Genomic DNA, 25,808 nt, shown 5'->3' with positions numbered 1-25,808 from the left:
ATCCAGCGCAGGCTTCAGCCACGTCGATCAAGCAGATTCACCACCAGCCGATCCAGCCAGCCCCACACCCGCTGCTTGAGCCGAGACCATAGCGGCCGCGCATTCCAGTGCTCGAGGTCGACCTCCTTGCTGAGGCCGAAGTCTCGTTCGAAGCTGGCCGCCACCGCGGCAGTCAACGGCGGGTCGAGCGCCTCGATATTGGCCTCGAGGTTAAAGCGCAGGTTCCAGTGATCGAAGTTGCACGAACCAACACTGACCCAGTCGTCCACCAAAACCATCTTCAGGTGCAGAAAGCACGGCTGAAACTCGAAGATCCTTACCCCGGCGCGCAACAACCGTGGGTAGTAGCGATGGCCGGCATAGCGTACCGACGGGTGGTCGGTGCGTGGGCCGGTCAGCAACAGGCGCACGTCGATGCCCTGGGCTGCGGCGCGGCGCAGTGAGCGGCGCACGCTCCAGGTCGGCAGGAAGTACGGCGTCGCCAGCCAGATCCGGCGCTGGCCGCTGTTCAGCGCGCGCACCAGCGAATGGAGAATATCGCGATGTTGGCGCGCGTCGGCGTAAGCCACCCGGCCCATGCCCTGGCCTTGCACCGGTACCTTCGGCAGGCGCGGCAGGCCAAAGCCCTCTGGCGGTCGCCAGGCCGTGCGGCGGTTGTTGGCGTGCCATTGGCGATCAAACAACAACTGCCAGTCGCTGACGATCGGCCCTTGCATCTGGACCATGACTTCATGCCATTCACTGGCCTCGGCGTGCGGTGTCCAGAACTCATCGGTGACACCCGTACCACCGACCGCTGCCCAGTGCTCATCAACCAGCAACAGCTTGCGGTGGTCACGATAGAGATTACGCAGGCCGCGCCGCCAACTCAGACGGTTGTACCAGCGCAGGTACACCCCAGCATCCTGCAGCCGCTGACGCAACGCCGCCGTAAAGGCCAGCGAGCCGTAGTCATCGAACAGGCAGCGCACTCTCACTCCGCGTCGTGCGGCCAGCTCCAGCGCTTCGACCACCGCCTCGGCGCAACCCCCGGCCTCGACCAGGTACAGCTCCAGATCGACCTGACGCTCGGCACGCATGATCGCCAGGAGCATCCGCGGAAAAAACTCGGGGCCGTCGATCAGCAGCTCGAACTGGTTGCCATCCCGCCAGGGGAAAACCGGCCCCGGCATGTCAGCGGGCGGTGAAGATCAGTACCGCGTTGACCGGTACTGAAGGGTTGATCGACTTGAGCTTGGCGAACGTACGCAGGCTTTCCAGGCCAGGCAGCAGGCCGTAGTCACTGGCGCGCAGAATCAGCGGCTCAAGGGTTACTACCTGGAAACGTCGCTCATCCAGCCGGGTCGCCATCAACAGGGCGTTATAGCTGTGCGACTGGCCGTGCAGGGTGACGGTAAGCGGCATGCGCAATTCGATCTGCGCGCCGTTGGCCAGGTTGTTGATCGGCTGCAGGTCGAGCTTGGCCTTGACCGTCGCATCGGGAAACTTGCCAACTTCAAACAGTGCGTCACGCATACGCTCGTCGCGCAGGGGGATACCGCTGCTGACCGAGTCCATCTCGATGCTCAGCCCGGCCACACCCTTGCGATCGACGCTACCGTGCAACACCAGGAAGCGATGGACCTCGATGGTGTCGCCGTTCTTGCCCGTGACAAACGACAAGCGCGAGGACTCACCATCGAGATGCCAGTTGGCATGAGCGGGCAGGCAAAGAGCCAGCAGCAAGGCTGGCAGCAGACGGGCGAAATTGAGCATGAGAAGTTCCGTGAAACAAAGCCATCAACCTTACCCGCCCGCCCTCACGGCAGCAAGCGGCAGCCCACACGCGGCCCCTGCCACACGGCCAGGCTGGTGCGCCCGAGGCCTTCGGCAAGTACCTGGTGCTGGCGGCTGTCTTCTTCCAGGCGGCTCAATGGCAGGTACTGTTTAACGTAGCCACGGCAGTAAGCCTGGTCAAAGCCCATGACGAACCGGCACGAGCAGTACTCCTTGGCCGAGTAGGCCGAGAGAATCCCGGGAAAGTCCGCCAATGCCTGACGCTCGTGCCATACCCAGGCCAGTAGCGCCGCAGCCAGTACCAGCAAGAGGCGTTTCATGATCCGCCTCCGACTGCCGCCAGTATCCGCTTGAGCAACTGGTTGTGGCTGTAGCTGGCGTCACGGTCATCGGCATAACGCACCACCACCAGCTTTTGCCCTGGCAACACATACAACGCCTGACCCCAATGGCCCAAGGCTGCATAGGTATCGGCCGGGGCGTCCGGCCATGGCAGCGAGTGCCCCGGCAGCGCGCGGTTGAGCCACCAGTGGCCACCAGGGGTCGCCTCACCCGGGATGGCCTCGGCGGACGTGAACGGCGCGCGATTGAAGGCCACCCACTGCGCCGGGAGCAGCTGCCGATCCTGCCAGCGGCCGTGCCGTAGCATCAGCAGGCCGATACGCGCGAGGTCGCGTGCGCTCAGGTAGAGGTAGGACGAAGCAACATAGGTACCGGCGCCGTCCCGTTCCCACACTGCGCTGTCGATGCCCAACGGCGTAAACAGCGCCTGCCACGGGTAACTGGCGTACTGCGCCGGCTCGAGCATTCCACGCAAGGCGCCGGCAAGCAGGTTGCTGTCACCGCTGGAATAGACAAAGTGGCGGCCCGGCGGCTGCTCGGCTTTCATCGCCGCGGCGAAGCCTGCCATGTCGTCGCGGCCGCGCGCGTAGAGCATGGCGATCACGGACGACTTCAATGGCGCGTACTCGTAATCCTCCTGCCAGGCCAGGCCACTGGCCCAGTGCAGCAGGTCGCGCAGGCGCAGCTCTGGATGCTGACTCAGGGCTGGATAGAAGCGTACTGCCGGGTCAGCCAGGGCAAAGCGCTGTTCGCCATAAGCTACGCCGAGCACGGTGGCCAGCACGCTCTTGCTGACCGACCAGGTCAGGTGCGGGGTATCGGCATCAGTCGGCGCGCTATAACGCTCATGCAGGATGCGGCCATCGCGGATGATCAGCAGTGCATCGCTGCGCACGCCACTGCGCTCGGCGTCATCGCGCACGGGGAAGGCATAGTCATCGACAGCCTGCCAGTCGATTGCCGCAGGCTCGGTTTGCCAGTCCGGCTCAGGCCAATGCTCGGCCGCGGCCGGCAAGACCAACGCCCCTATCAGGCAGAGCCACCCTCTCGACACGCCCATGCCCAGCCCTCTGCTCAGCGACCGGGCGAGCGTGCCACAGCTTCATGACAGTCCGGCGGCGCTCCAGGCCTTGGCCAGGCGCTTGTCTCTGGCGGCACTGGCCAAGGCCAGCACGCCTTGGTCACGCTGCCAAAGCTGCGCCCACTGTTCAGGCCCTGCCGCAAGTGCCGCATCGAGCTCGCCGCGCAACGCCTGAAACTGGGCATAGATCCCGCCTAGCAGGAGATGGCCAGCGACGCTGTCAGCGCACTGGCGACTGCCCTCGGCGCATGCACCGAGCAGCCCGAGCAGGCGCAATTGCAACGCCTGAGGCCAAGCGCACTCCTGGCCGACGCCATATAGCCAGGCCAGCATCGCAGCGAGCACATACAGGTCTTCGAGTGAGCGGAACGGCTTGACGTAGGCATCCCAGCCATCACCGGCCAGCAGCTCGCAGGCGGCGTGCTGCAACTGCACACGGGCATGCCCGACCTCGGGCATCAGCGGCAGGGTCGGCAGCGCCTCGAGGGTAACCCCCGGCTCGCCAGGATAGACCACCGCCAGGCTCAGCCGCGGCGGCTCGCCCGGGGCCTCGCAGCGGGCGGCCACCAACAGCCATTCGGCATCAAGACCTGCGGTAACGAAGTCCTTGCTGCCGGTCAGGCGCAGGCCGTCGAGGCGGGTGTGCATGTCTGCCGGGCGCACGCTGCGCCGCTCCGTGGCACACAGCGCGCCAAGCGATGCCGGGGCACTCGGCCAGAGTACGCGCAACGCGGCCTGGTAACCGATCAGAAAGGCCAGCCCCGGGGTGGCCATGGCACGCCCGCCGAGCACCGCCAACTCGAAGGGCGCCAGCGTGCCGAGGCGCTCGGTCTGCGCACCATAGATGTCGCCCAGGCCGCCGGCCAGCGGGTATCTAAGCGGGTCATTGAGTCGTTGCAACCAAGCCATCAGACGCTCCTTCCAGGGGTGTCATGCAAGCATCACCAAAGATTCACCGAGGTGACACCGGGCATACCTAGGCTGACTTTGCACAACAAGGCCGACCGGCTGCAACCCCCAATGGCTGGCTTATGGAGACTCGGAATGACTCGGATCGCTCGCTCTGGCGACAACAGCACTGAACGCCGTCTGCACGCCGAACGCCTGGTCGGCGCCGCGGCCCTGCAGGAAGCCCAAGCCCTGCGCTTCGCGGTGTTCAGCGGCGAATTCAAGGCCAAGCTCAAAGGCGCCGAACACGGCCTGGACATGGACGACTACGATATCCACTGCCGGCACATTGGCGTCCGCGACCTGAGCACTGGCCGCCTGGTTGCCACCACGCGGCTGCTCGACCATCAGGCTGCGAGCAGCCTGGGCCGCTTCTACAGCGAAGAGGAATTCCGCCTGCACGGCCTGTTGCAGTTGCAGGGGCCGATCCTCGAGCTGGGCCGCACCTGCGTCGACCCGGCCTACCGCAACGGTGGCACCATCGCCGTGCTCTGGGGCGAACTGGCCGAAGTGCTCAACGAAGGCGGCTACAGCTACCTGATGGGCTGCGCCAGCATCCCCATGCAGGACGGCGGGGTGCAGGCCCATGCCATCATGCAACGCCTGCGCGAACGCTACCTGTGCACCGAGCACCTGCGCGCCGAGCCGAAGAACCCCCTGCCCAGCCTGGCCCTGCCTGGCAATGTCATTGCCGAGATGCCACCGCTGCTCAAGGCCTACATGCGCCTGGGCGCGAAGATTTGCGGCGAGCCGTGCTGGGACGAGGATTTCCAGGTGGCTGATGTGTTCATCCTGCTCAAGCGCGACGATCTCTGCCCGCGCTACGCTCGCCACTTCAAGGCAGCGGTCTGATGGCGCGGCTGCGGGTTCTCGCCCGTCTGTCACGCTTGCTGCTGGTGCTGCTGCTTGGGGCCAGCATGGCGGGCGTGATCGCGGTTGGCGAGCGGCTGGGGCTGAAGCCGTCAATGGCCCTGCGTCAACGCTGGAGCTGTTGGTTCATGCAGCGTCTGGTCGCTGCCTTGCCGTTCAATGTGCAGGTGATCGGCGCGCCGCCGCAGGAGCCGATGCTGTGGGTCGGCAACCACGTGTCATGGACCGACATCCCCTTGCTGGGCATGCTCACGCCGCTGTCGTTCCTGTCCAAGGCCGAGGTGCGTCATTGGCCGCTGGCGGGCTGGCTGGCGGAAAAGGCCGGGACGGTGTTCATTCGTCGCGGCGGTGGCGATGCACAGCGTTTGCGTGAGCAGATCAGTCAGCAGTTGGCTGACGAGCAACCGTTACTGATCTTTCCGGAGGGCACCACCACTGATGGGCGCAGCCTGCGCACCTTTCATGGGCGCCTGCTGGCCGGCGCGATCGACCAGGGCACGCCGCTGCAGCCGGTGGCGATCGAGTATCGGCGTGGCGGCGAAGCTGATCGGGTGGCGCCGTTCGTAGGCGATGATGATCTGGTGTCGCACCTGCTGCGTTTGTTTGGCCAGGCGCGGGGGGAGGTGCGGATTCATTTGCTGGCACCGATCAGCAGCCTGGGTAAAGAGCGGGCGGCGCTGGCATTTCAGGCGCAGCAGGCGATTCAGGTGGCGTTGTTTGGCGATGATGAGGTGGAGCAGGCGCCGCGTCGGCAGGCGCGGGCGGCCTGATATTTGATGATGGCAGTGCCGGCCTCTTCGCGGGTCAAGCCCGCTCCTACAGGATTCGGGAATGACCAGGATCTTGTGATCGACTCCAATCCTGTAGGAGCGGGCTTGCCCTGCGAAGAGGCCGGCCCTGACTAACGACTGGCCGCAAACACCTGCAACTGCGGATAAAACACCCTGAAATCCTCCAGCAACGGCTCATACAGCGCCTCGAGCTCACCCATCACCCCCGCCATTCCTTCCGGCCGCGACAAGCGCCGGGCGATCCCCCTGAATACCTGCTCCAAGGTGGCGAAATCGCCATACGCCCCCAGCCAGTCATCGGCAGCCATGAACGGCGCGATATGTGCCAGCCGCCCCGGTAACTCGGGCTCAGCCAGCAACACCCGGTAGAACTCGCCGGTGAACTCGGCCAACGGCTGTTCGGCGTAGTCCTGCCAATGCCGCGCCAGGCAATGATCGAAAAACACATCCAGAACAATCCCGGCATAGCGCCGCCGTTCGCGCGGAAACCGCCCCAGCGCAGCCAGCACCTGCGGATGGCTGTCGGTAAAACTGTCGATCTGCCGGTGCAGCCGGATAGCCGCCTCCAAGGTCGGCGGGAAGCGCCCCTCAAGCGAGCCTTTGACGAAATCGCCATACAGGCTGCCGAGCAATTGCTGCGGCTGCTGGCCGCCAAGATGCAGATGTGCGAGATAGTTCATGACGCCAGTCTAGCACTGCCAGCACCAATATCGTTATAACGCGATATAGCGATTTGCACTCAGCTCAGAACCTCTTCGTCTTTGTATATCGGGAAATACCGATTTATATTTCGCCCCATCGCGATATAGCGCAACACATCACGAGCCTACTCATGCCTATCGACCTCGACGACATAATAAAAGCCCTTTCCCACCCGGTACGGCGCGAAATCCTCACCTGGCTGAAAGACCCGGCGGCGCAGTTTCCCGACCAGCACCACAGCACCGAGCACGGTGTCTGTGCCGGGCAGATCGATCAGCGTTGCGGCCTTTCCCAGTCGACTGTCTCGGCCCATCTGGCGACCTTGCAGCGCGCAGGCCTGATCAGCAGCCAGAAGATTGGCCAGTGGCACTTCTTCAAACGCAACGAGGACACCATTCAGGCGTTTCTCAAACAACTGAGCCAAGCGCTCTGAACAGGGCTTTGTCATTTCCCTTCCCAACGATTCTCGCGAGGCTTACTCGATGACCACGCTTTTCGATCCGATCAACCTGGGCGACCTGCAACTGCCCAACCGCATCATCATGGCGCCACTGACCCGTTGCCGCGCCGATGAAGGCCGGGTGCCCAACGCGTTGATGGCCGAATACTACGTACAGCGCGCCAGTGCCGGGCTGATCCTCAGCGAGGCGACCTCGGTAACGCCGATGGGCGTCGGCTATCCGGACACCCCAGGGATCTGGTCGAACGACCAGGTGCGCGGCTGGACCAACCTGACCAAGGCCGTCCATGCCGCCGGCGGGCGAATCTTCCTGCAACTGTGGCACGTCGGCCGGATTTCCCACCCCAGCTACCTCAATGGCGAGTCGCCGGTGGCGCCAAGCGCAATTGCCGCCAAGGGCCATGTCAGCCTGGTTCGCCCACTGGCCGACTACCCGACCCCGCGCGCACTGGAGAGCGAAGAGATCGCCGACATCGTCGACGCCTACCGGGTGGGTGCCGAGAACGCCAAGGCGGCCGGCTTTGATGGCGTGGAGATCCACGGGGCGAATGGTTACCTGCTTGACCAGTTCCTGCAGAGCAGCACCAACCAGCGTAACGACCGCTACGGCGGATCGCTGGAGAACCGCGCACGCTTGTTGCTGGAAGTGACCGACGCGGTGATCGAGGTGTGGGGCGCGGGCCGCGTCGGCATGCACCTGGCACCGCGTGCCGATGCCCATGACATGGGCGATGCGGATCGGCTCGAGACCTTTACGTATGTTGCCCGGGAGCTGGGCAAGCGCGGCATCGCGTTTATCTGCTCGCGTGAGAAGCAGGCCGATGACAGCATTGGTCCGATGATCAAGGAAGCGTTTGGCGGGCCATACATCGTCAACGAGCGGTTCGACAAAGCCGGTGCCAATGCGGCGTTGGCCAGCGGCACGGCCGATGCGGTCGCGTTTGGCGTGCCGTTCATTGCCAACCCGGACCTGCCGGCGCGGCTGGCAGCTGATGCGCCATTGAACGAGGCGCGGCCGGAGACCTTTTATGGCAAGGGACCGGTGGGCTACATCGACTATCCGCGCCTGTAACTGAAAAGAGGGGCCGCTTTGCGGCCCCTTGCGGCTACTGCTGAGGCCGGGCGTTGATCTGCTGCTGCAGGTTCTGCACCTGGTTCTGCAAGGTGTTCAGGTTACGCGTGGTCTGCCCACGGAACGCATCGAACTCCTGCACCGAGGCGCCGCTCGCCGCTGCAGGACGGTTGTCGGCCTGGCTCTTGAGCACCAGCACGTCCTGCTCCAGGCTCTCGATCGCCGCGCTCGGATTGCCCTGTTTCTTCAGCGCGGCAATTTCGTTGCTCAGGGTCTTCAACTCGGTGTCCAGCTTGCCGCCATCCAGCTGCCCCGACTTGAGCGCTGCCAATTCGGCATTGACCGCCTTCAGCTGCGCCTGCAACTGGCCCTGCAGCTCAGTCACCGTCTTCTGCTGCTCACGGGTGTCAGCCAGGACCTGCTCCAGGCGCTTGCCCAGATCCCCGGCCTGGCCCGCGACGCCCTGCTGCTGCTTGCCCTGCTCCGCCAGGCTCGCCTGCAACTGGCGGATCTGCAGCTTCAGCGCCTCACTGCCCGTATTGACGCTGGCATCACTGGCCTCGACCTTGCCACTGATCGCCTGCAAGCGTCCGGCGGCCTCTTCGCTGATACGAGCAAAGCTCTCCTGAGTGGCCACCAACTGCTGCTCCATCAGCGAGATCTGCTGGAAACTCCACCAGCCCAAGCCCGCCAGGGCAATGAACGAAGCGCACAGCAAGGCCCAGAGCGGCGCGGTGTTGGCTGGACGGGCGGCCTTCTGGCGGCTGCGCGCCACGTGCTCAGGGAGCAGTTCATGGTCATCACGGGTGCCGGCACGCAAAGGGGGCACGTCGTCGATATCGTCGCGAAGATCGTTACGCATGGGTGCTTTCAACCACAGTAATAGCAAAGAGGCATGAGTATAAACCGCTTGCGCGGCGCACTGATGACCATCATCCGCAGGACAGGTTCACTGATGGCCCGGGAGGTTTTTCCACCAGCCGCAGAATTCATCCAGCGCGGTCCACAGGCTGACCTGCGGGCGGTAGTCCAGGTACTGTCGGGCGCGGCTGATGTCGAGGGTAAAGTCCTTGCTCATGACCTGCACGCCGAGCCGCGACAGGGTCGGTTGCGGCCGCCCCGGCCACAGCATGCAGGCCGCTTCGTTGAGCGCCGCCATGCTGTAGGCAAGGCCTGGCGAACGGTACCGGGTGACCTGCGGCAGTTGCATCTGGCGCATGACATAGTTGACCACGTCCCACAGCGGCAGCGGCTGGCCATTGCTGATGTTGTAGGCCTGGCCCAGCGCCTGCTCATCGGCGAACAGCGCGCTGAGCAACGCCTCGTTGAGGTTGTGCACGCTGGTGAAGTCGACCTTGTTCAGGCCGTTGCCAATGATTGCCAGGCGGCGCTTGCGCTGCATCTGCATCAGCCGGGGAAAAATACTCGCATCACCCGCACCCGTGACGAAGCGCGGGCGCAGGGCGAGCACCTCGAGGCCGAATTCCTGGGCGCCGAAAACCTTCTGCTCGGCGAGGTATTTGGTGCTCGCGTAATGGTCATGGAAGCGCCGCGGCAGCGGCTCTTCGCGGATGTCCAGGCGCGAGCGGCCATTGAAGTACAGCGAAGGCGATGAAAGGTGTACGAGCCTGCGCACATGCTCCTTGAGGCAGCCCTCGACGACATTCTCGGTGACCACCACATTGCCCTGGTGGAAATCCTGATAGCGGCCCCAGCTACCCACTGCACCCGCGCAATGCACCACGGCGTCGATGCCTTGGCACAGGCGCCGGGCCAGCTCGGCATCGCCCAGATCGCCAGGAATGAACTGCGCGCCGCGCCTGACCAGATGCTCCACGCCTTCGGCACGCCGGCCGTTGACCCGAACGTCAAGACCTTGCTCCAAGGCAAAACGCGCAAAGCGTCCGCCGATGAAGCCGCTCGCGCCGGTGACCAGAATTCGCATGTGACACTCCGCCTTGCCAGATTTCAGATGCAGTTGACGTCGCTCGCGCCTACAACGGCACCAGCCAGCCCGGCGCCATCTGGCGCAGGTGCTCGGTCAACTGAGCGAGCAATTGCCCGCCATTGCGCCAATGATGCCAGTACAGCGGCACATCGATAGGCGTATCGGCACAGATTTCCACCAATTCGCCACGCTGCATCTGCGCCGCGGCCTGCCGCTCCGGGACCAGTCCCCAGCCTACCCCAGCTTCGGCCATGCGCAGGAACCCTTCTGAAGACGGGCACAGGTGATGCAGAAAACCGTCTTCGATACCCAGTGAAGCCAGGTAGCGATGCTGCAGGAAATCATCCGGGCCGAACACGATCGCCGGGGTGCGCGCCAGTCGCTCAGGCGCGAAACCCTGCGGAAAATAGCGCGCCATGAAGCGCGGGCTGGCCAGCGCCCGGTAGCGCATCGCGCCCAGGGGCAGGCTGCGTGCGCCGGCCACCGGCCGCTCGCTGCCACACAGGCAGGCCGCCACTTCGCCGGCACGCATGCGCTTGAGGCCAACCTCCTGGTCCTCGACCACCAGATCGAGCAACACCTGCTGCTCGGCGCAAAACTGGCTCACCGCCCCCGCCCACCAGGTCGCCAGGCTGTCGGCATTGAGTGCGATGCGCAGACGCTCCGGCATGCCCCCCTCGTCAAGCGCAGGCACCTGAGCCTGCAGATCGCGCTCAAGCAAACGCACCTGCTGCACATGGTTGAGCAACTGCCGGCCGACTTCGGTCGGGCTTGGCGGCGTGGCGCGTACCAGCACCGGCTGACCCACCCGCGCTTCAAGCAGCTTGATGCGCTGGGAGATAGCCGATTGCGACAGGCCCAGAACCTGCGCCGCGCGCTCGAAGCCGCCTTGTTCGATCACCGCGGCGAGGGCGGCGAGCAGCTTGTAGTCGAACATCTATTTCTCTAATGCCTGATCAGCTTTATTTGTTTTTCTTATACAGCGGCGTTACCCACAATGACCAGCATTCAATCAGGCAATACGCGTCGGCGAGTGGGTCGGCGCCAGTGGAGTGTTCCCGCTATGTGGCAGAGTTACATGAACGGCATGCTGGTCGCCTTTGGCCTGATCATGGCCATTGGTACGCAGAACGCCTTTGTCCTGGCCCAGAGCCTGCGCCGCGAGCATCACTTGCCGGTGGCCATCCTCTGCGTGGTGTGTGACGCGCTGCTGGTGGCGGCTGGGGTGTTCGGCCTGGCGACGGTGCTGGCGCACAACCCGATGCTGCTTGCCGCTGCCCGCTGGGGGGGTGCGGCATTTCTCATCTGGTATGGCGCCAAAGCGCTGCAACGGGCGTGTTCCCGGCAGAGCCTGGCGCAACAGCAGGGCCAGGGCGCACGTTCGCGCCGGGCGGTACTGCTCAGCGCCCTCGCGGTGACCTTGCTCAACCCGCACGTGTATCTCGATACGGTACTGCTGATCGGCTCGCTGGGCGCCCAGCAGAGTGTTCCCGGTGCCTACGTGGCGGGCGCAGCCAGTGCCTCGCTGGTGTGGTTCTTCACCCTTGCCCTGGGCGCTGCGTGGCTGGCGCCATGGCTGGCGCGGCCAACTACATGGCGCCTGCTCGACCTGATGGTGGCGGTGATGATGTTTGCCGTTGCCGCGCAGTTGATCCTCGACTGAAGGCCATTGGTCTAGCCTGGGCAACCGCTCTGGAACCTCTAATCCCTATAGTTGTTGCGTGGTTATGCGCGGGGGCTGGTGATATAGTCCAGAGCTTGCGTCGCAAAGAGTACAAACTCGCCGACGTGTACCGGGCCGCCCGTGATCGGCCTTGCGCAAACCGCGAAGTAGACCTGAATCAGGAGAGTTACCATGGCTTTTGAATTGCCGCCGCTGCCGTACGCCCACGATGCCCTGCAGCCGCACATCTCCAAGGAAACCCTGGAGTACCACCACGACAAGCACCACAACACCTATGTCGTGAACCTGAACAACCTGGTCCCAGGCACCGAATTCGAAGGCAAGACCCTGGAAGAGATCGTCAAGACCTCTTCGGGTGGCATCTTCAACAACGCCGCTCAAGTCTGGAACCACACGTTCTACTGGAACTGCCTGGCGCCAAACGCTGGCGGCCAACCGACTGGCGCTCTGGCTGAAGCGATCAACGCTGCGTTCGGTTCCTTCGACAAGTTCAAGGAAGAGTTCAGCAAGACTTCGATCGGCACCTTCGGTTCCGGCTGGGGCTGGCTGGTGAAGAAGGCTGACGGTTCCCTGGCCCTGGCCAGCACCATCGGCGCCGGCTGCCCGCTGACCAGCGGCGACACCCCGCTGCTGACCTGCGATGTCTGGGAACACGCCTACTACATCGACTACCGTAACGTGCGTCCCAAGTATGTCGAGGCGTTCTGGAACCTGGTCAACTGGAAGTTCGTTGCCGAGCAGTTCGAAGGCAATACCTTCAAGGCCTGATTCGTTTCAGATTGCCTTGTAAAGAACCCGGTCTCGGCCGGGTTTTTTTGTGGTTCTTGATGGATTGTTAGGGGGAGATGAGCTGTTGGCTTGGCTGGCTGGCTGGCTTAGGCATTGTGGGCTTATCCATTTGATGTGGTGGTGCCACTGGCCCCTTCCGCCCTTACGGCGGGTCACTTTTTTTCTTGGAAAAAAGTAACCAAAAACCGCTTGCTCCTGCATCCGGCCCTCCGCTGCGCTGCGGGTCCCCTCGCTCCGGTCTTGCTCCGGGAGGACCGCGCTGTACGGCCCATCCTGGGCCTCAGCGCTTTCCGGCCATCCATGGCCTCCACCTCCCTGCGCAAGACCTCCACTCGGCCTCCTGAAGTCGCGAAGTTACGGGTGGCGTCTGGGCTGGCGTTGTCTTTGATAGTGGCAGGTGTGGTGGATATTCGGGCCTCTTCGCGGGACAAGCCCGCTCCTACAGGTTTTTGCGCCGGGTTCAAAATCTGCGCCAATCCTGTTGGTGCGGCGGTGCGGCGATCCGACATGCCCCGCGAAAAGGCCCGTACAGCGCCGAATTCAAAATTTGCGCAATCCCTGTAGGAGCGGGCTTGTCCCGCGAAGAGGCCGGTACTGCCAATGCAAGTCGCAGGGCGGAGCCCTGCCAGCCACCCCACAAATCCGCTGGTAAATAAACAAAGCGAGAGCGCAGCGATTCGCCTGCCGTTGCCCTGGCTGTTGATCTTGATCTTGCTCTGATCTACCAGCGACTTCAGGAGGCCGAGCGCAGGTCTTGCGTAGGGAGGTGGAGGCCATGGATGGCCGGAAAGCGCTGAGGCCCAGGATGGGCCGTACAGCGCGGTCCTCCCGGAGCAAGACCGGAGCGAGGGAACCCCGAAGCGCAGCGTAGGGGCCGGATGCAGGAGCAAGCGGTTTTTGGTTACTTTTTTCCAAGAAAAAAAGTGACCCGCCGTAAGGGCAGAAGGGGCCCGAAAAGCCACCACATCAAATGGATAAGCCCACGACCTCAAGCCCAGCCCCCCCCAACAGACAGGAGACTCGCGCCCCGTTTGTCAGCACACTCACCCTCAAAAACCTACACCAATCAGCCCTGATCAATAGTAAAACTAATGCTTTCCCCAGCCTGACTAACCCCCACCAAATCGCGGCATTTTTTCACGCCCAGCTAGCCCTCCAGCTCTTGCTCCGCACGCATAGCGCGCTAACATCAAACCTCGGGAAAGTTGCCGTATCGCACTCAAGTCGCAGGCCAGCTCAACCGATACAGTACCCAGGCAATGGGTCGATAGTGTATTGCCAAGTCTGATGGCAAAATAATGGCGTGCGCGTGGATTAAGGAAACCCCATTGAAGCTGGAATTTCGGAACAGCTTGTCGGTCAAGTTGCTCAGGGTAGTGCTCCTCTCGGCGCTGGCAGTTGGCGTCGTGCTCAGCTGTGCGCAGATCGTCTACGACACCTACAAGACCCGCCAAGCCGTCAACAATGATGCCCAGCGCATCCTCGACATGTTCCGAGACCCGTCGACCCAAGCGGTGTACAGCCTCGACCGAGAGATGGGCATGCAGGTGATTGAAGGCCTGTTCCAGGACGAATCCGTGCGCATGGCCTCGATCGGCCACCCCAACGAAACCATGCTGGCAGAAAAGTCCCGCCCCCTGCAGGACATGTCCATGCGCTGGCTGACCGACCTGCTCCTCGGCCAGGAACGCACCTACACCACGCAACTGGTCGGCCGCGGCCCCTACAGCGAATACTACGGCGACCTGAGCATCACCCTCGACACCGCCGCCTATGGCGAAGGCTTCCTGATCAACGCGGTGATCATCTTCATTTCCGGGGTGCTGCGCGCACTGGCCATGGGCCTGGTGCTGTACCTGATCTATCACTGGATGCTGACCAAACCCCTGTCAAAGATCATCGAGCATCTCACCCAGATCAACCCCGATCGCCCCAGCCAGCACCAGATCCCCCTGATCAAGGGCCATGAGCGCAACGAGCTGGGGCTATGGGTCAACACGGCCAACCAGCTGCTGGCTTCGATTGAGCGCAATACCCACCTGCGCCACGAAGCCGAGAACAGCCTGCAGCGCATGGCCCAGTATGACTTCCTGACCGGCCTGCCGAACCGCCAGCAGTTGCAACAGCAACTGGACAAGATCCTCGTCGACGGCGGTCGCCTGCAACGCAGGGTGGCCGTGCTGTGCGTCGGCCTGGACGACTTCAAGAGCATCAACGAACAGTTCAGCTACCAGGTCGGCGACCAGCTGCTGCTGGCCCTGGCCGACCGCCTGCGCGCCCACAGCGGCCGTCTCGGCGCCCTGGCGCGGCTGGGCGGCGATCAATTCGCTCTGGTCCAGGCCGATATCGAACAGCCCTACGAGGCCGCCGAACTGGCGCAAAGCATCCTCGACGACCTCGAAGCGCCATTCGCCGTCGACCTGAAGGAAATTCGCCTGCGCGCGACCATCGGCATCACCTTGTTCCCGGAAGACGGCGACAGTACCGAGAAGCTGCTGCAAAAAGCCGAACAGACCATGACCCTGGCCAAGGCCCGTTCGCGCAATCGCTACCAGTTCTACATCGCCAGCGTCGACAGCGAGATGCGCCGCCGCCGCGAGCTGGAAAAAGACCTGCGTGAAGCCCTGCCACGCAACCAGCTGTACCTGGTCTACCAGCCGCAGATCAGCTACCGCGATCACCGCGTGGTGGGCGTCGAAGCCCTGCTGCGCTGGCAACATCCAGAGCTGGGCATGGTGCCGCCGGACCAGTTCATTCCGCTGGCCGAACAAAACGGCAACATCATTGCCATCGGCGAATGGGTGCTCGACCAGGCCTGCCGACAACTGCGCGAGTGGCACGATCAAGGCTTCAGCGAACTGCGCATGGCGGTCAACCTGTCGACCGTACAACTGCACCACAACGAGCTGCCGCGGGTGGTCAACAACCTGCTCCAGGCCTACCGCCTGCCGCCGCGCAGCCTTGAGCTGGAGGTCACCGAAACCGGCCTGATGGAAGACATCAGTACCGCCGCCCAGCACCTGCTCAGCCTGCGCCGCTCCGGTGCGCTGATCGCCATCGACGACTTCGGCACCGGTTACTCCTCGCTCAGCTACCTGAAATCGCTGCCGCTGGACAAGATCAAGATCGACAAAAGCTTCGTCCAGGACCTGCTTGACGACGATGACGACGCGACCATCGTTCGCGCCATCATTCAGCTCGGCAAAAGCCTTGGCATGCAGGTTATTGCCGAGGGCGTGGAAACCGCCGAGCAAGAGACCTACATCATCGCCCAAGGCTGCCACGAGGGTCAGGGCTATCACTACAGCAAGCCGCTCTCAGCGCGCGAGCTGACTGCATTCCTCAAGCAGGCCCAGCGCAACCAGGCGTCAGTGCTGTAAGCGCTGCCAGCCCCGAGAACGCACCGCGAGCGGGCATTTTGATGAATTCAATGCCCAACCCTTTACAGCAAATGCAAATCTTTCGCATGATGTTGCGGTTTCGCGTGCCACGGCGCACCGTCCTACCCAATGGTCCAACCACACGACGCAGGAAAACCAACAATGATTCGTATGCCCCTGGCTTCCGCCAGTCTGCTGGCCATCGCCATCGCTCTCGCCGGTTGCGGCGAAGGCAAGAACGACAAGGCTGCCGCACCGCAAGCCCAGGCACCTGCTGCCGCCAGCACCGCCGCCGCAGCGCCCGGGGCGATCGACGAAGCCGCTGGCAAAGCTGTAGTCAAGCACTATGCCGAACTGGTCTCGGCCGTCTACAGCGACTCGCTGAGCACCGCCAAGACCCTGCAGAGCGCCGTCGACGCGTTTCTCGCCAAGCCCAACGACGAAACCCTGAAGGCTGCCAAGGACGCTTGGGCCGCCTCGCGCGTTCCTTACCTGCAGAGCGAGGCGTTCCGCTTCGGCAACACCATCATCGACGACTGGGAAGGCCAAGTTAACGCCTGGCCCCTGGACGAAGGCCTGATCGACTACGTCGACAAGAGCTACGAGCACGCCCTGGGTAACCCTGCGGCCAGCGCCAACATCATCGCCAACACCGAGATCCAGGTCGGCGAAGACAAGATCGACGTCAAGGACATCACTCCCGAGAAGCTGGCCAGCCTGAACGAGCTGGGCGGTTCGGAAGCCAACGTCGCCACCGGCTACCACGCCATCGAATTCCTCCTTTGGGGCCAGGACCTGAACGGCACTGGCCCCGGTGCTGGCAACCGTCCGGCGTCCGATTACCTTGAAGGTACCGGCGCCACCGGCGGTCACAACGACCGTCGCCGTGCCTACCTGAAAGCAGCCACCGACCTGCTGGTCAAGGACCTCGAAGAGATGGTCGGCAACTGGGCGCCGAACGTCGCCGACAACTACCGCGCCACCCTCGAGGCCGAGCCGGTCACCGATGGCGTGCGCAAGATGCTGTTCGGCATGGGTAGCCTGTCGCTGGGTGAACTGGCGGGCGAGCGCATGAAGGTTTCCCTGGAAGCCAACTCGCCGGAAGACGAGCACGACTGCTTCAGCGACAACACCCACTACTCGCACTTCTACGACGCCAAGGGTATCCGCAACGTCTACCTGGGCGAGTACACCCGTGCCGATGGCAGCAAGCTGACTGGCCCGAGCCTGTCGTCGCTGGTGGCCAAGGTCGACCCGGCCGCCGACGCCACCTTGAAGGCTGACCTGGAAGCCACCGAGGCGAAGATCCAGGTGATCGTTGATCATGCGCTCAAAGGCGAGCACTACGACCAACTGATCGCTGCCGATAACACTGCCGGCAACCAGATCGTGCGTGACGCCATCGCTTCGCTGGTCAAGCAGACCGGTGCGATCGAGCAGGCTGCAGGCAAGCTGGGGATTGCCAACCTGAATCCGGATACGGCTGATCACGAGTTCTGATCGGTTCGTAGCGATTTGAAAAAGGCGGCCTTCGGGTCAATGCCGGTCAGTTAAGACGCCGGGGGCTGCTTTGCAGCCCTTTCGCGACACAAGGCCGCTCCCACACGGATCGTGCATGCCGCTATTTACAGGGCAGGCGCGGACATTGTGGAAGCGGCCCCAAAACAGGCGACCTCGTCTTAACTGACCGGCATTGGCCTTCGGGTCGCCTTTTTTTTGTTGCAGGCACGCGGGAAGGACAAACTTTTCCAGGACCAAGTGCCGCCACCTGACACCGATTTCATCCAGTAATTGCAAATTGCTCTTATTCAACAAACCTCATCCTGCTAAGCTTGCACGCCGGTTTTTCGCCCATGCCCAGGATTGTTGATGTCCTTGCTCCGCCTAAGCCCCCTGCTGCTGGCTACTGCTCTTGCCGCCTGTGACGACGCGCCGCGTTTCACCCAGGCCGAGCCGGGCGAGGCCCTGTCCGGTGGCAAGGCGACTGTCCTGCGCGCAGACCGCAATGCCTATTCGCTGCCCTCAGCCAACCTCTCGGCAGAGCGCCGGCTGGATTTTGCCGTCGGCAACAGCTTCTTTCGCAACCCTTGGGTGATCGCCCCCGCGACCACCACCGCCCGTGATGGCCTTGGCCCACTGTTCAATACCAACGCCTGCCAGAACTGCCACGTGCGTGACGGCCGCGGCCACCCGCCCGAGCCCGATGCGAGCAATGCGGTATCAATGCTGGTACGCCTGTCGATCCCCGATCAACCGGCCTACGCCAAGGAAATCGAACGCCTGGGCGTCGTCCCCGAGCCGGTCTACGGCACCCAGCTGCAGGACATGGCCATCCCCGGTGTCGCCCCTGAGGGCAAGGTGCGCGTGACGTATCAGCCCGAGACAGTCACCTTCGCCGACGGCCACAGTGTCGAACTGCGTCGACCCACCCTGCAGATCACCCGACTTGGCTATGGCGCCATGCACCCCGACACCCGGTTCTCGGCCCGGGTAGCCCCGCCGATGATAGGCCTGGGCCTGCTCGAAGCGATCCCCGATGCAGCCATCCTGGCCAATGCCGACCCCGACGATCGCAACGGCGATGGCATCAGGGGCCGCGCCAATCAGGTCTGGGATGACGCCCAAGGCAAGACCGTGCTTGGCCGCTTCGGCTGGAAGGCCGGCCAGCCCAACGTCAATCAGCAGAACGTGCATGCCTTCGCCGGCGACATGGGCCTGACCAGCACCTTGCAACCCAAGGATGACTGCACCCAGGCGCAGACCGATTGCCTGGCCGCGCCCAACGGCGACGGTGCCAACGGCGAAAAGGAAGTCAGCGACAATATCTTGCGCCTGGTCACGTTCTACACCCGCAACCTGGCCGTGCCGGCCCGACGCGATGTAAATGCGCCACAGGTGCTGGCCGGCAAGAACCTGTTCTTCGAGGCCGGCTGCCAAGCCTGCCATACCCCCCAGTTCACCACCACCGCCGATGCCGCAGAGCCGGAGCTGGCCAATCAGCTCATCCGCCCCTACAGCGACCTGCTGCTGCACGACATGGGCCCGGGCCTGGCCGACAACCGCAGCGAGTTTGCTGCCAGCGGCCAGGACTGGCGCACCCCGCCCCTGTGGGGCGTCGGTCTCAGCGAGGCGGTCAGTGGCCATAGCCAATTGCTTCATGATGGCCGCGCGCGCAACCTGCTCGAGGCCGTGCTCTGGCACGGCGGCGAAGCGCAGCGGGCACGCGACCAGGTCTTGACCTTCAATGCCGAGCAACGCACTGCGTTGCTGGCTTTCCTGAATTCACTTTAAACGCGCAAGGAGCCGGGCATGTTCCGACCCAAACTGTTGTTCACCAGCCTCGCCGCACTCGCTCTGGGCGCCTGCTCGCCGCAGGACCCGCAAGCGGTGACCTCCGCCGCCATCGCCAAGCAGGTGATCCTGCCGACCTACAGCCGTTGGGTCGAAGCCGACCGCCAACTGGCCACCAGCGCCCTGTCGTACTGCGAAGGCAAGACCACGCTGGATGCCGCCCGCGCCGACTTCCTCAATGCGCAGAAGGCCTGGGCCGAGCTGCAACCGCTGCTGGTCGGCCCGCTGGCCGAAGGTAACCGCCCATGGCAGGTGCAGTTCTGGCCTGACAAGAAAAACCTGGTTGGCCGTCAGGTCGAGCAACTGGTCAACGGCGACAAGCCAATCGACAGCGAGAGCCTGGGCAAGTCCAGCGTCGTTGTGCGCGGTCTGTCGGCCTACGAGTACATCCTCTTCGACAGCAAGCCAGACATCGCCACTGCCGAGCAGAAGGCCCGCTACTGCCCGCTGCTAGTCGCCATCGGCGAGCATCAGAAGGCCCTCGCCGAAGAGATCCTCAAGGGCTGGAACAGCACCGACGGCATGCTCTCGCAAATGACCAAGTTCCCTAACCAGCGCTACGCCGACTCGCACGAGGCAATCGCCGACCTGCTCCGTGCCCAGGTCACCGCGCTGGACACCCTGAAGAAAAAACTCGGCGCGCCGATGGGCCGTCAGAGCAAGGGCATCGCCCAGCCGTTGCAGGCTGAAGCCTGGCGCAGCCACTCGTCGATGAAGAGCCTGGAGGCCAGTCTGAAGGCTGCCCAGGCAGTCTGGGTCGGGGTCGACAACCAAGGCTTGCGTGGCTTGCTCGGCAAAGACCAGAGCGCGCTGGCGGAAAAGATCGACGACGCCTACGCCACCTCGATCAAACTGCTGGCTGACAACCAGAAGACCCTGGGCGAGCTGCTCGCCGACGACGCCGGCAAACAGTCGCTCAACCAGATCTACGACAGCCTCAACGTCGTCCACCGCCTGCACGAAGGTGAACTGGCCAAGGCGTTGAACATCCAGCTGGGCTTCAATGCCAACGACGGTGACTGATCATGTTGCGACGCCAGGCAATCAAACTCGGTAGCGTATTGCTCAGCGCCCTGACTCTGGGCGGCTGGAGCCTGTTCCGTAACAAAGGCAGCGAACCTTTGCTGCTTTCGGCGCGCGATGACGGCGACGGCAAGCACTACGCGGTGGGCTACCGCCTGGACGGTAGCCAGGTGTTCGCCACCGAGGTGGCCCAGCGTTGCCACGACATCATCAACCACCCCGAGCTGCCGATCGCGCTGTTCGTCGCCCGCCGCCCGGGTACCGAAAGCTACCTGGTCGACTTGCGTGACGGGCGCCTGCTGCAGACGCTGCGTTCGCAACCGAACAGGCACTTCTATGGCCACGCGGTGATCCACAGCAGCGGCGAATGGCTGTATGCCACCGAGAACGACACCAGCGACCCCGGGCGTGGCGTACTCGGTGTCTACCGCTTCGAGGGTGAGCGCTTGGTCCACAGCGGCGAGATCCCGACCCACGGCATCGGTCCGCATCAGGTGTCGTGGCTGCCGGACGGTGAAACCCTGGTGGTGGCCAACGGCGGCATCCGCACCGAGGCCGAGAGCCGGGTCGAGATGAACCTCAATGCCATGGAGCCGAGTCTGGTACTGATGCAGCGCGATGGCACCCTGTTGTCCAAGGAAACCCTCGCCCAGCAGATGAACAGCGTGCGTCACCTGGGCATCGGCAGCGACGGTACCGTCGTCGCTTGCCAGCAGTTCATGGGCGATGCCGACGAGACCGCCGAGTTGCTGGCGATCAAGCGTCCGGGCGAGCCGTTCCAGGCGTTTCCGGTGGCCGAGCGGCAACTGCAGTCGATGGCCCAGTACACGGCCAGCGTCGCCATTCACAGCGACCTGCGCCTGGTGGCATTGACGGCACCGCGGGCCAACCGGCTGTTTATCTGGGACCTCGACAGCGCTGCGGTGAAGCTCGATGCACCGATGCCGGACTGTGCCGGGGTCGGGGCGGTGCAAGATGGCTTTGTCGTCACGTCCGGGCAAGGCCGCTGCCGGTTCTATGACTGCCGCAAGGCAGAGCTGGTCGGCCAGCCGATGGAATTGCCGTCCGGGTTCTGGGATAACCACCTGCATCTGGCTTGACTGGCGGGCCTCTTCGCGGGACAAGCCCGCTCCTACAGGGGTAGCGCCGTTCCAAGGATCAGCGCTGTACCTGTACACCACAGTGCCTGCGCCGGACGCTGTACCTGTAGGAGCGGGCTTGCCCCGCGAAGAGGCCAGCCCAGCCACACATCCCCTCTTTCTTAGCCACTTTCCTGAAAACAGGCAATACTCTTCCCATCCGCACGTGGGCAGGATCGCCCGTGGTCGTGCCAGACCTATAACAATCACGTTTCCAAGGAAGTGGACCTATGCTGCGCCGCCGCATGCTGATCATGTTGGCCGTCGTGCTGCTGATCGTCTTGATGCTCGGGGGCTACAAGGCCTTCTCGATCTACCAGCAGATCCAGGTATTCAGCGCGCCCAAGCCGCCGATCAGCGTCACTGCCGTGACCGCCGAACAGCGCCAGTGGCAACAACGCCTGCCCGCCGTTGGCAGCTTGAAAGCGCTGCAGGGCGTCGAGCTGAGCCTGGAAGTGGCCGGCACGGTCAAATCACTGCACTTCGAGTCCGGCCAGCAAGTAAAGGCTGGCGAGCTGTTGCTGCAACTCGACAGCGGCGAAGAAACCGCCCTGCTCGGCACCGCCCAGGCTGACCTTGGCCTGGCCAAGGTCGACTTCGGCCGCGGCCGCCAACTGGTCGGCGACCAGGCGATTTCCCGCGGAGAATACGATCGACTCAATGCCCAGTACCTGCGCAACCAGGCGGTGGTCGAACAACTTCGCGCATCCCTGCAAAAAAAGAGCATCAAGGCACCCTTCGACGGCACCATCGGCATTCGTCAGGTGGATGTAGGGGCATTCGTCGCCAGCGGGACGGTGATCGCCACCCTGCAGGACCTCTCTAGCCTCTACGTCGACTTCAACGTTCCCGAGCAGGCACTGACACAGCTCGCCCTCGGCCAGCAGGTACTGCTGCAGGTCGCGGCCTTCCCAGGGCAGACTTTCACCGCCAGCCTCAGCGCAATCAACCCCAAGGTCGAGGAAAGCACGCGCAACCTGCTGGTACGCGCCACCCTGGCCAACCCGCAGCGCAAGCTGCTGCCAGGCATGTTCGCCAACCTGCTGGTACTGCTGCCCAACCCGCAACCAGCGGTGGTAGTGGCGGAAAGCGCCATCACCTACACCCTGTATGGCAACTCGGTGTATGTGGTCAGCCCGAAAAAAGATAAAGACGGCCAGCCGGAAAACACTGCCGACGGCCAGCCGCAACTGATCGCCGAACAGCGCACGGTACGCACCGGCGAACGCCGCGATGGCCTGGTAGTGGTCAGCGAAGGCCTCAAGGCGGGCGATCGGGTGGTCAGCGCCGGGCAGCTGAAGCTGACCCCAGGTGCGGCGATCCGCATTACCCAGGCCCCGGCCTTGCCCACCGACAACCCGCAAAGCGCCGCCGGCGCCCACTGATCAGGAGGCTGGCATGGCGTTCACCGACCCGTTCATCCGCCGCCCGGTGCTGGCCAGCGTGGTCAGCCTGCTGATCCTGCTGCTTGGCTTCCAGGCGTGGAGCAAGCTGCAGATCCGCCAATACCCGCAGATGGAAAACGCCCTGATCACGGTGACCACCGCCTACCCCGGGGCCAATGCCGAGACCATCCAGGGCTACATTACCCAGCCGCTGCAACAGAGCCTGGCCAGCGCCGAAGGCATCGACTACATGACCTCGGTAAGCCGGCAGAACTTCTCGATCATTTCGATCTACGCGCGCATCGGCGCCAACAGCGACCGCTTGTTCACCGAACTGCTGGCCAAGGCCAACGAAGTGCGCAACAAGCTGCCGCAAGAGTCCGAAGCGCCGGTGCTGAGCAAGGAAGCGGCGGATGCCTCGGCACTGATGTACATCAGCTTCTACAGCGAACAGATGAGCAACCCGCAGATCACCGACTACCTGTCGCGGGTGATTCAGCCCAAGCTGGCCACCCTGCCCGGCATGGCCGAAGCAGAAATCCTCGGCAACCAGGTGTTCGCCATGCGCATCTGGCTCGACCCGGTGAAGCTGGCCGGTTTCGGCCTCTCGGCCAACGACGTCACGGCGGCGGTACGCCGCTACAACTTCCTCTCTGCCGCCGGTGAGGTGAAGGGCGAGTACGTGGTCACCAGCATCAACGCCACCACCGAGTTAAAGTCGCCAGAGGCATTTGCCGCCCTGCCGCTGAAGACCGACGGCGATACCCGGGTGCTGCTCGGCGACGTGGCGCGGGTCGAGATGGGCGCGGAAAACTACGACACGGTCAGCTCGTTCGACGGCACGCCGTCGGTGTATATCGGCATCAAGGCGACCCCGGCGGCCAACCCGCTGGAAGTGATCAAGGAAGTGCGGCGGATCATGCCCGAGCTGGAAAGCCAACTGCCGGCCGCGCTCAAGGTGTCCATCGCCTATGACGCCACGCTGTTCATCCAGGCCTCGATCGACGAGGTGATCAAGACCCTCGGCGAAGCGGTGCTGATCGTGATCGTCGTGGTGTTCCTGTTCCTCGGCGCGCTGCGTTCGGTGCTGATTCCGGTGATCACCATTCCCCTGTCGATGATCGGCGTGCTGTTCTTCATGCAGATGATGGGTTACTCGCTGAACCTGCTGACCCTACTGGCGATGGTCCTGGCCATCGGCCTGGTGGTCGACGACGCCATCGTCGTGGTGGAAAACATCCACCGCCATATCGAAGAAGGCAAGACGCCGTTCGATGCCGCCCTTGAAGGCGCACGGGAGATCGCCATGCCGGTGGTGTCGATGACCATCACCCTGGCCGCCGTGTATGCACCGATCGGCTTCCTGCAAGGGCTGACCGGGGCCTTGTTCAAGGAGTTCGCGCTGACCCTGGCCGGCGCGGTGGTCATCTCGGGCATCGTTGCCCTGACCCTGTCACCGATGATGTGCGCCCTGCTCCTGCGCAGCGAGCAGAACCCGACGGGATTGGCGCATCGCCTCGACGTCATTTTCGAAGGGCTCAAGGTTCGCTACCAGCGCCTGCTGCATGGCACGCTCAACAGCCGGCCGGTGGTGCTGGTGTTCGCCGTGATCATCCTGTGCCTGATCCCGGTGCTGCTCAAGTTCACTCAGAGCGAGTTGGCCCCCAACGAAGACCAAGGTGTGATCTTCATGATCAGCAGTGCGCCGCAGCCGACCAACCTCGATTACCTGAACAGCTACACCGATCAGTTCACGCCCCTCTTCAAGGGCTTCCCGGAGTACTACTCGTCGTTCCAGATCAACGGCTTCAACGGCGTGCAAAGTGGGATCGGCGGCTTTCTGCTCAAGCCCTGGAACGAGCGCGAACGCAGCCAGATGGAGTTGTTGCCACTGGTCCAGGCCAAGCTCGAGGAGATCGGCGGGCTGCAGATCTTCGGCTTCAACCTGCCGTCGCTGCCCGGCACCGGCGAAGGCCTGCCGTTCCAGTTCGTGATCAATACCGCTGGCGACTACCCGGCCTTGCTCGAGGTCGCCCAACGGGTCAAGGAGCGCGCCCAGGCCTCGGGCAAGTTCGCCTTTCTCGACATCGACCTGGCCTTCGACAAACCGGAAGTGGTGGTCGATATCGACCGCGCCAAGGCAGCGCAGATGGGCGTGTCGATGGATGTCCTGGGCGGTACCCTGGCGACGCTGCTGGGCGAAGCGGAGATCAACCGTTTTACCCTCGAGGGGCGCAGTTACAAGGTGATTGCCCAGGTTGAACGGGCCTACCGGGACAACCCGGGCTGGCTGAACAACTATTACGTGAAGAACGATCAAGGCCAGTTGCTCGCGCTGTCGACCCTGATCACCCTCAGCGATCGCGCTCGCCCGCGCCAGCTCAACCAGTTTCAGCAACTCAACTCGGCGATCATCCAGGGCGTGCCGATCGTGAGCATGAGCGAGGCGCTCGACACCGTTCGGCAGATCGCCCGCGAAGAAGCACCGGAGGGGTTCTCGGTGGACTACGCCGGGGTAGCACGGCAGTTCGTCCAGGAGGGCAGCGCGCTGTGGGTTACGTTTGGCCTGGCATTGGCGATCATCTTCCTGGTACTGGCGGCGCAGTTCGAAAGTTTCCGTGACCCACTGGTGATCCTGGTGACGGTGCCCTTGTCGATTTGCGGCGCGTTGCTGCCGTTGTTTCTCGGCGTGTCGAGCATGAACATCTATACCCAGGTCGGGCTGGTGACGTTGATCGGCCTGATCACCAAGCATGGCATCCTGATCGTCGAGTTTGCCAACCAGTTGCGCGCAGACAAGGGCCTGGGGGTTCGTGAGGCGATCGAGGAAGCGGCGGCGATTCGCTTGCGGCCGGTGCTGATGACCACGGCGGCGATGGTGTTTGGCATGGTGCCGTTGATTCTGGCCACGGGCGCCGGGGCGGTGAGCCGGTTCGATATCGGTATGGTGATTGCCACCGGGATGTCGATCGGAACCTTGTTTACCCTGTTCGTCTTGCCCTGTATTTACACGCTGCTGGCGCACAAGACGGCGGCGCGGGAAACACAAGCAGTGGGGTCATGACAT

The 25,808-nt window shown here is 63.4% G+C and carries 22 protein-coding genes; 13 read left to right on the top strand and 9 right to left on the bottom strand.

Translation table 11 applies throughout. From position 1 onward, the window contains the following. Nucleotides 1–14: 14 nt before the first annotated feature. Genes J3B00_RS07265 through J3B00_RS07245 form a run of 5 tightly spaced genes read right to left on the bottom strand, consistent with a single transcriptional unit; the run spans nucleotide 15 to nucleotide 4,108 of the window. Nucleotides 15–1,172 carry a phosphatidylserine/phosphatidylglycerophosphate/cardiolipin synthase family protein gene (locus J3B00_RS07265; RefSeq protein ID WP_209866099.1) on the bottom strand — a complete coding sequence of 386 codons (1,158 nt, stop codon included), beginning with the start codon at nucleotides 1,170–1,172 and terminating at the stop codon, nucleotides 15–17. Nucleotide 1,173: 1 nt separating this feature from the next. After that, nucleotides 1,174–1,755, bottom strand: a complete 582-nt coding sequence (locus tag J3B00_RS07260; protein WP_209866096.1) for a YceI family protein — start codon at nucleotides 1,753–1,755, stop codon at nucleotides 1,174–1,176. A 44-nt stretch (nucleotides 1,756–1,799) separates the two neighbouring features. Beyond that, nucleotides 1,800–2,096, bottom strand: a complete 297-nt coding sequence (locus tag J3B00_RS07255) for an amidase (protein WP_209866093.1) — start codon at nucleotides 2,094–2,096, stop codon at nucleotides 1,800–1,802. Beyond that, entirely contained in the window at nucleotides 2,093–3,178 is a 1,086-nt protein-coding gene (locus J3B00_RS07250) for a serine hydrolase (RefSeq protein ID WP_209866091.1), read from the bottom strand. Before J3B00_RS07250 ends, J3B00_RS07255 begins: the two co-directional genes overlap by 4 nt. Nucleotides 3,179–3,220: 42 nt before the next feature. Further along, nucleotides 3,221–4,108: an acyl-CoA dehydrogenase gene (locus tag J3B00_RS07245; RefSeq protein WP_209866089.1), complete on the bottom strand. Its 888-nt coding sequence runs from the start codon at nucleotides 4,106–4,108 to the stop codon at nucleotides 3,221–3,223. Nucleotides 4,109–4,243: 135 nt separating this feature from the next. Between J3B00_RS07245 and olsB the strand changes: the two genes are divergently transcribed. Both olsB and J3B00_RS07235 read left to right on the top strand, forming a co-directional pair. Beyond that, the gene (olsB, locus tag J3B00_RS07240; RefSeq protein WP_209866087.1) at nucleotides 4,244–4,999 is read left to right on the top strand and encodes an L-ornithine N(alpha)-acyltransferase; all 756 of its coding nucleotides are present in this window, start codon (nucleotides 4,244–4,246) and stop codon (nucleotides 4,997–4,999) included. Continuing rightward, entirely contained in the window at nucleotides 4,999–5,787 is a 789-nt protein-coding gene (locus tag J3B00_RS07235) for a lysophospholipid acyltransferase family protein (RefSeq protein ID WP_209866085.1), read from the top strand. The genes olsB and J3B00_RS07235 overlap by 1 nt, the downstream gene beginning before the upstream one ends. Nucleotides 5,788–5,918: 131 nt before the next feature. On the opposite strand, the gene J3B00_RS07230 is transcribed toward J3B00_RS07235, so the two are convergent. After that, nucleotides 5,919–6,488, bottom strand: a complete 570-nt coding sequence (locus J3B00_RS07230; RefSeq protein ID WP_209866083.1) for an ACP phosphodiesterase — start codon at nucleotides 6,486–6,488, stop codon at nucleotides 5,919–5,921. A gap of 152 nt (nucleotides 6,489–6,640) precedes the next feature. On the opposite strand from J3B00_RS07230, the gene J3B00_RS07225 reads away from it, so the two are divergent. Together J3B00_RS07225 and J3B00_RS07220 are read left to right on the top strand one after the other, a co-directional pair. Next, entirely contained in the window at nucleotides 6,641–6,943 is a 303-nt protein-coding gene (locus J3B00_RS07225) for a helix-turn-helix transcriptional regulator (RefSeq protein WP_209866080.1), read from the top strand. Between the two features lie 49 nt (nucleotides 6,944–6,992). Further along, complete coding sequence (locus J3B00_RS07220; RefSeq protein WP_209866077.1) at nucleotides 6,993–8,042, top strand: alkene reductase; 1,050 nt, start codon at nucleotides 6,993–6,995, stop codon at nucleotides 8,040–8,042. Nucleotides 8,043–8,076: 34 nt separating this feature from the next. Here J3B00_RS07220 and J3B00_RS07215 read toward each other — a convergent pair whose 3' ends face one another. The 3 genes from J3B00_RS07215 to J3B00_RS07205 all read right to left on the bottom strand — a co-directional run bounded on the left by J3B00_RS07215 (nucleotide 8,077) and on the right by J3B00_RS07205 (nucleotide 10,927). Next, nucleotides 8,077–8,904 carry an ATPase gene (locus tag J3B00_RS07215; protein ID WP_209866074.1) on the bottom strand — a complete coding sequence of 276 codons (828 nt, stop codon included), beginning with the start codon at nucleotides 8,902–8,904 and terminating at the stop codon, nucleotides 8,077–8,079. Between the two features lie 87 nt (nucleotides 8,905–8,991). After that, the gene (locus J3B00_RS07210; RefSeq protein WP_209866071.1) at nucleotides 8,992–9,987 is read right to left on the bottom strand and encodes an NAD-dependent epimerase/dehydratase family protein; all 996 of its coding nucleotides are present in this window, start codon (nucleotides 9,985–9,987) and stop codon (nucleotides 8,992–8,994) included. Nucleotides 9,988–10,036: 49 nt separating this feature from the next. Next, nucleotides 10,037–10,927 (bottom strand): LysR family transcriptional regulator ArgP, encoded by an 891-nt coding sequence (locus J3B00_RS07205; protein WP_209866068.1) that lies wholly within the window; start codon nucleotides 10,925–10,927, stop codon nucleotides 10,037–10,039. 126 nt (nucleotides 10,928–11,053) lie between these two features. Between J3B00_RS07205 and J3B00_RS07200 the strand changes: the two genes are divergently transcribed. The 9 genes from J3B00_RS07200 (at nucleotide 11,054) to J3B00_RS07160 (ending at nucleotide 25,805) form a co-directional block, all read left to right on the top strand. Next, on the top strand, nucleotides 11,054–11,653 hold the full coding sequence (locus J3B00_RS07200) for a LysE/ArgO family amino acid transporter (protein WP_209866065.1): 600 nt from the start codon (nucleotides 11,054–11,056) through the stop codon (nucleotides 11,651–11,653). Between the two features lie 192 nt (nucleotides 11,654–11,845). Beyond that, complete coding sequence (locus J3B00_RS07195; protein WP_209866062.1) at nucleotides 11,846–12,442, top strand: Fe-Mn family superoxide dismutase; 597 nt, start codon at nucleotides 11,846–11,848, stop codon at nucleotides 12,440–12,442. Nucleotides 12,443–13,791: 1,349 nt separating this feature from the next. Continuing rightward, nucleotides 13,792–15,843, top strand: a complete 2,052-nt coding sequence (locus J3B00_RS07190) for a bifunctional diguanylate cyclase/phosphodiesterase (RefSeq protein WP_209866059.1) — start codon at nucleotides 13,792–13,794, stop codon at nucleotides 15,841–15,843. A gap of 162 nt (nucleotides 15,844–16,005) precedes the next feature. After that, complete coding sequence (locus J3B00_RS07185; RefSeq protein ID WP_209866056.1) at nucleotides 16,006–17,343, top strand: imelysin family protein; 1,338 nt, start codon at nucleotides 16,006–16,008, stop codon at nucleotides 17,341–17,343. A gap of 363 nt (nucleotides 17,344–17,706) precedes the next feature. Then, the gene (locus J3B00_RS07180) at nucleotides 17,707–19,134 is read left to right on the top strand and encodes a di-heme oxidoredictase family protein (RefSeq protein ID WP_209866054.1); all 1,428 of its coding nucleotides are present in this window, start codon (nucleotides 17,707–17,709) and stop codon (nucleotides 19,132–19,134) included. A gap of 18 nt (nucleotides 19,135–19,152) precedes the next feature. Beyond that, the gene (locus J3B00_RS07175) at nucleotides 19,153–20,217 is read left to right on the top strand and encodes an imelysin family protein (protein WP_209866052.1); all 1,065 of its coding nucleotides are present in this window, start codon (nucleotides 19,153–19,155) and stop codon (nucleotides 20,215–20,217) included. Nucleotides 20,218–20,219: 2 nt separating this feature from the next. After that, nucleotides 20,220–21,317, top strand: a complete 1,098-nt coding sequence (locus J3B00_RS07170) for a DUF1513 domain-containing protein (protein ID WP_209866050.1) — start codon at nucleotides 20,220–20,222, stop codon at nucleotides 21,315–21,317. 269 nt (nucleotides 21,318–21,586) lie between these two features. Further along, nucleotides 21,587–22,741 carry an efflux RND transporter periplasmic adaptor subunit gene (locus J3B00_RS07165; RefSeq protein ID WP_209866048.1) on the top strand — a complete coding sequence of 385 codons (1,155 nt, stop codon included), beginning with the start codon at nucleotides 21,587–21,589 and terminating at the stop codon, nucleotides 22,739–22,741. Between the two features lie 13 nt (nucleotides 22,742–22,754). Beyond that, complete coding sequence (locus J3B00_RS07160) at nucleotides 22,755–25,805, top strand: multidrug efflux RND transporter permease subunit (RefSeq protein WP_209866046.1); 3,051 nt, start codon at nucleotides 22,755–22,757, stop codon at nucleotides 25,803–25,805. Nucleotides 25,806–25,808 lie beyond the last annotated feature (3 nt).

The sequence above is a fragment of the Pseudomonas sp. BP8 genome (assembly GCF_017875955.1).
Taxonomy (GTDB): domain Bacteria; phylum Pseudomonadota; class Gammaproteobacteria; order Pseudomonadales; family Pseudomonadaceae; genus Aquipseudomonas.
This window is presented reverse-complemented; position numbering and strand designations above follow the sequence as displayed.

Bases quoted from the DNA above. Each gene is read 5' to 3' on its own strand.
- J3B00_RS07265 (WP_209866099.1), bottom strand. From the start codon at position 1,172: ATGCCGGGGCCGGTTTTCCCCTGGCGGGATGGCAACCAGTTCGAGCTG.
- J3B00_RS07260 (WP_209866096.1), bottom strand. From the start codon at position 1,755: ATGCTCAATTTCGCCCGTCTGCTGCCAGCCTTGCTGCTGGCTCTTTGC.
- J3B00_RS07255 (WP_209866093.1), bottom strand. From the start codon at position 2,096: ATGAAACGCCTCTTGCTGGTACTGGCTGCGGCGCTACTGGCCTGGGTA.
- J3B00_RS07250 (WP_209866091.1), bottom strand. From the start codon at position 3,178: ATGGGCGTGTCGAGAGGGTGGCTCTGCCTGATAGGGGCGTTGGTCTTG.
- J3B00_RS07245 (WP_209866089.1), bottom strand. From the start codon at position 4,108: ATGGCTTGGTTGCAACGACTCAATGACCCGCTTAGATACCCGCTGGCC.
- olsB (WP_209866087.1), top strand. From the start codon at position 4,244: ATGACTCGGATCGCTCGCTCTGGCGACAACAGCACTGAACGCCGTCTG.
- J3B00_RS07235 (WP_209866085.1), top strand. From the start codon at position 4,999: ATGGCGCGGCTGCGGGTTCTCGCCCGTCTGTCACGCTTGCTGCTGGTG.
- J3B00_RS07230 (WP_209866083.1), bottom strand. From the start codon at position 6,488: ATGAACTATCTCGCACATCTGCATCTTGGCGGCCAGCAGCCGCAGCAA.
- J3B00_RS07225 (WP_209866080.1), top strand. From the start codon at position 6,641: ATGCCTATCGACCTCGACGACATAATAAAAGCCCTTTCCCACCCGGTA.
- J3B00_RS07220 (WP_209866077.1), top strand. From the start codon at position 6,993: ATGACCACGCTTTTCGATCCGATCAACCTGGGCGACCTGCAACTGCCC.
- J3B00_RS07215 (WP_209866074.1), bottom strand. From the start codon at position 8,904: ATGCGTAACGATCTTCGCGACGATATCGACGACGTGCCCCCTTTGCGT.
- J3B00_RS07210 (WP_209866071.1), bottom strand. From the start codon at position 9,987: ATGCGAATTCTGGTCACCGGCGCGAGCGGCTTCATCGGCGGACGCTTT.
- J3B00_RS07205 (WP_209866068.1), bottom strand. From the start codon at position 10,927: ATGTTCGACTACAAGCTGCTCGCCGCCCTCGCCGCGGTGATCGAACAA.
- J3B00_RS07200 (WP_209866065.1), top strand. From the start codon at position 11,054: ATGTGGCAGAGTTACATGAACGGCATGCTGGTCGCCTTTGGCCTGATC.
- J3B00_RS07195 (WP_209866062.1), top strand. From the start codon at position 11,846: ATGGCTTTTGAATTGCCGCCGCTGCCGTACGCCCACGATGCCCTGCAG.
- J3B00_RS07185 (WP_209866056.1), top strand. From the start codon at position 16,006: ATGATTCGTATGCCCCTGGCTTCCGCCAGTCTGCTGGCCATCGCCATC.
- J3B00_RS07175 (WP_209866052.1), top strand. From the start codon at position 19,153: ATGTTCCGACCCAAACTGTTGTTCACCAGCCTCGCCGCACTCGCTCTG.
- J3B00_RS07170 (WP_209866050.1), top strand. From the start codon at position 20,220: ATGTTGCGACGCCAGGCAATCAAACTCGGTAGCGTATTGCTCAGCGCC.
- J3B00_RS07165 (WP_209866048.1), top strand. From the start codon at position 21,587: ATGCTGCGCCGCCGCATGCTGATCATGTTGGCCGTCGTGCTGCTGATC.
- J3B00_RS07160 (WP_209866046.1), top strand. From the start codon at position 22,755: ATGGCGTTCACCGACCCGTTCATCCGCCGCCCGGTGCTGGCCAGCGTG.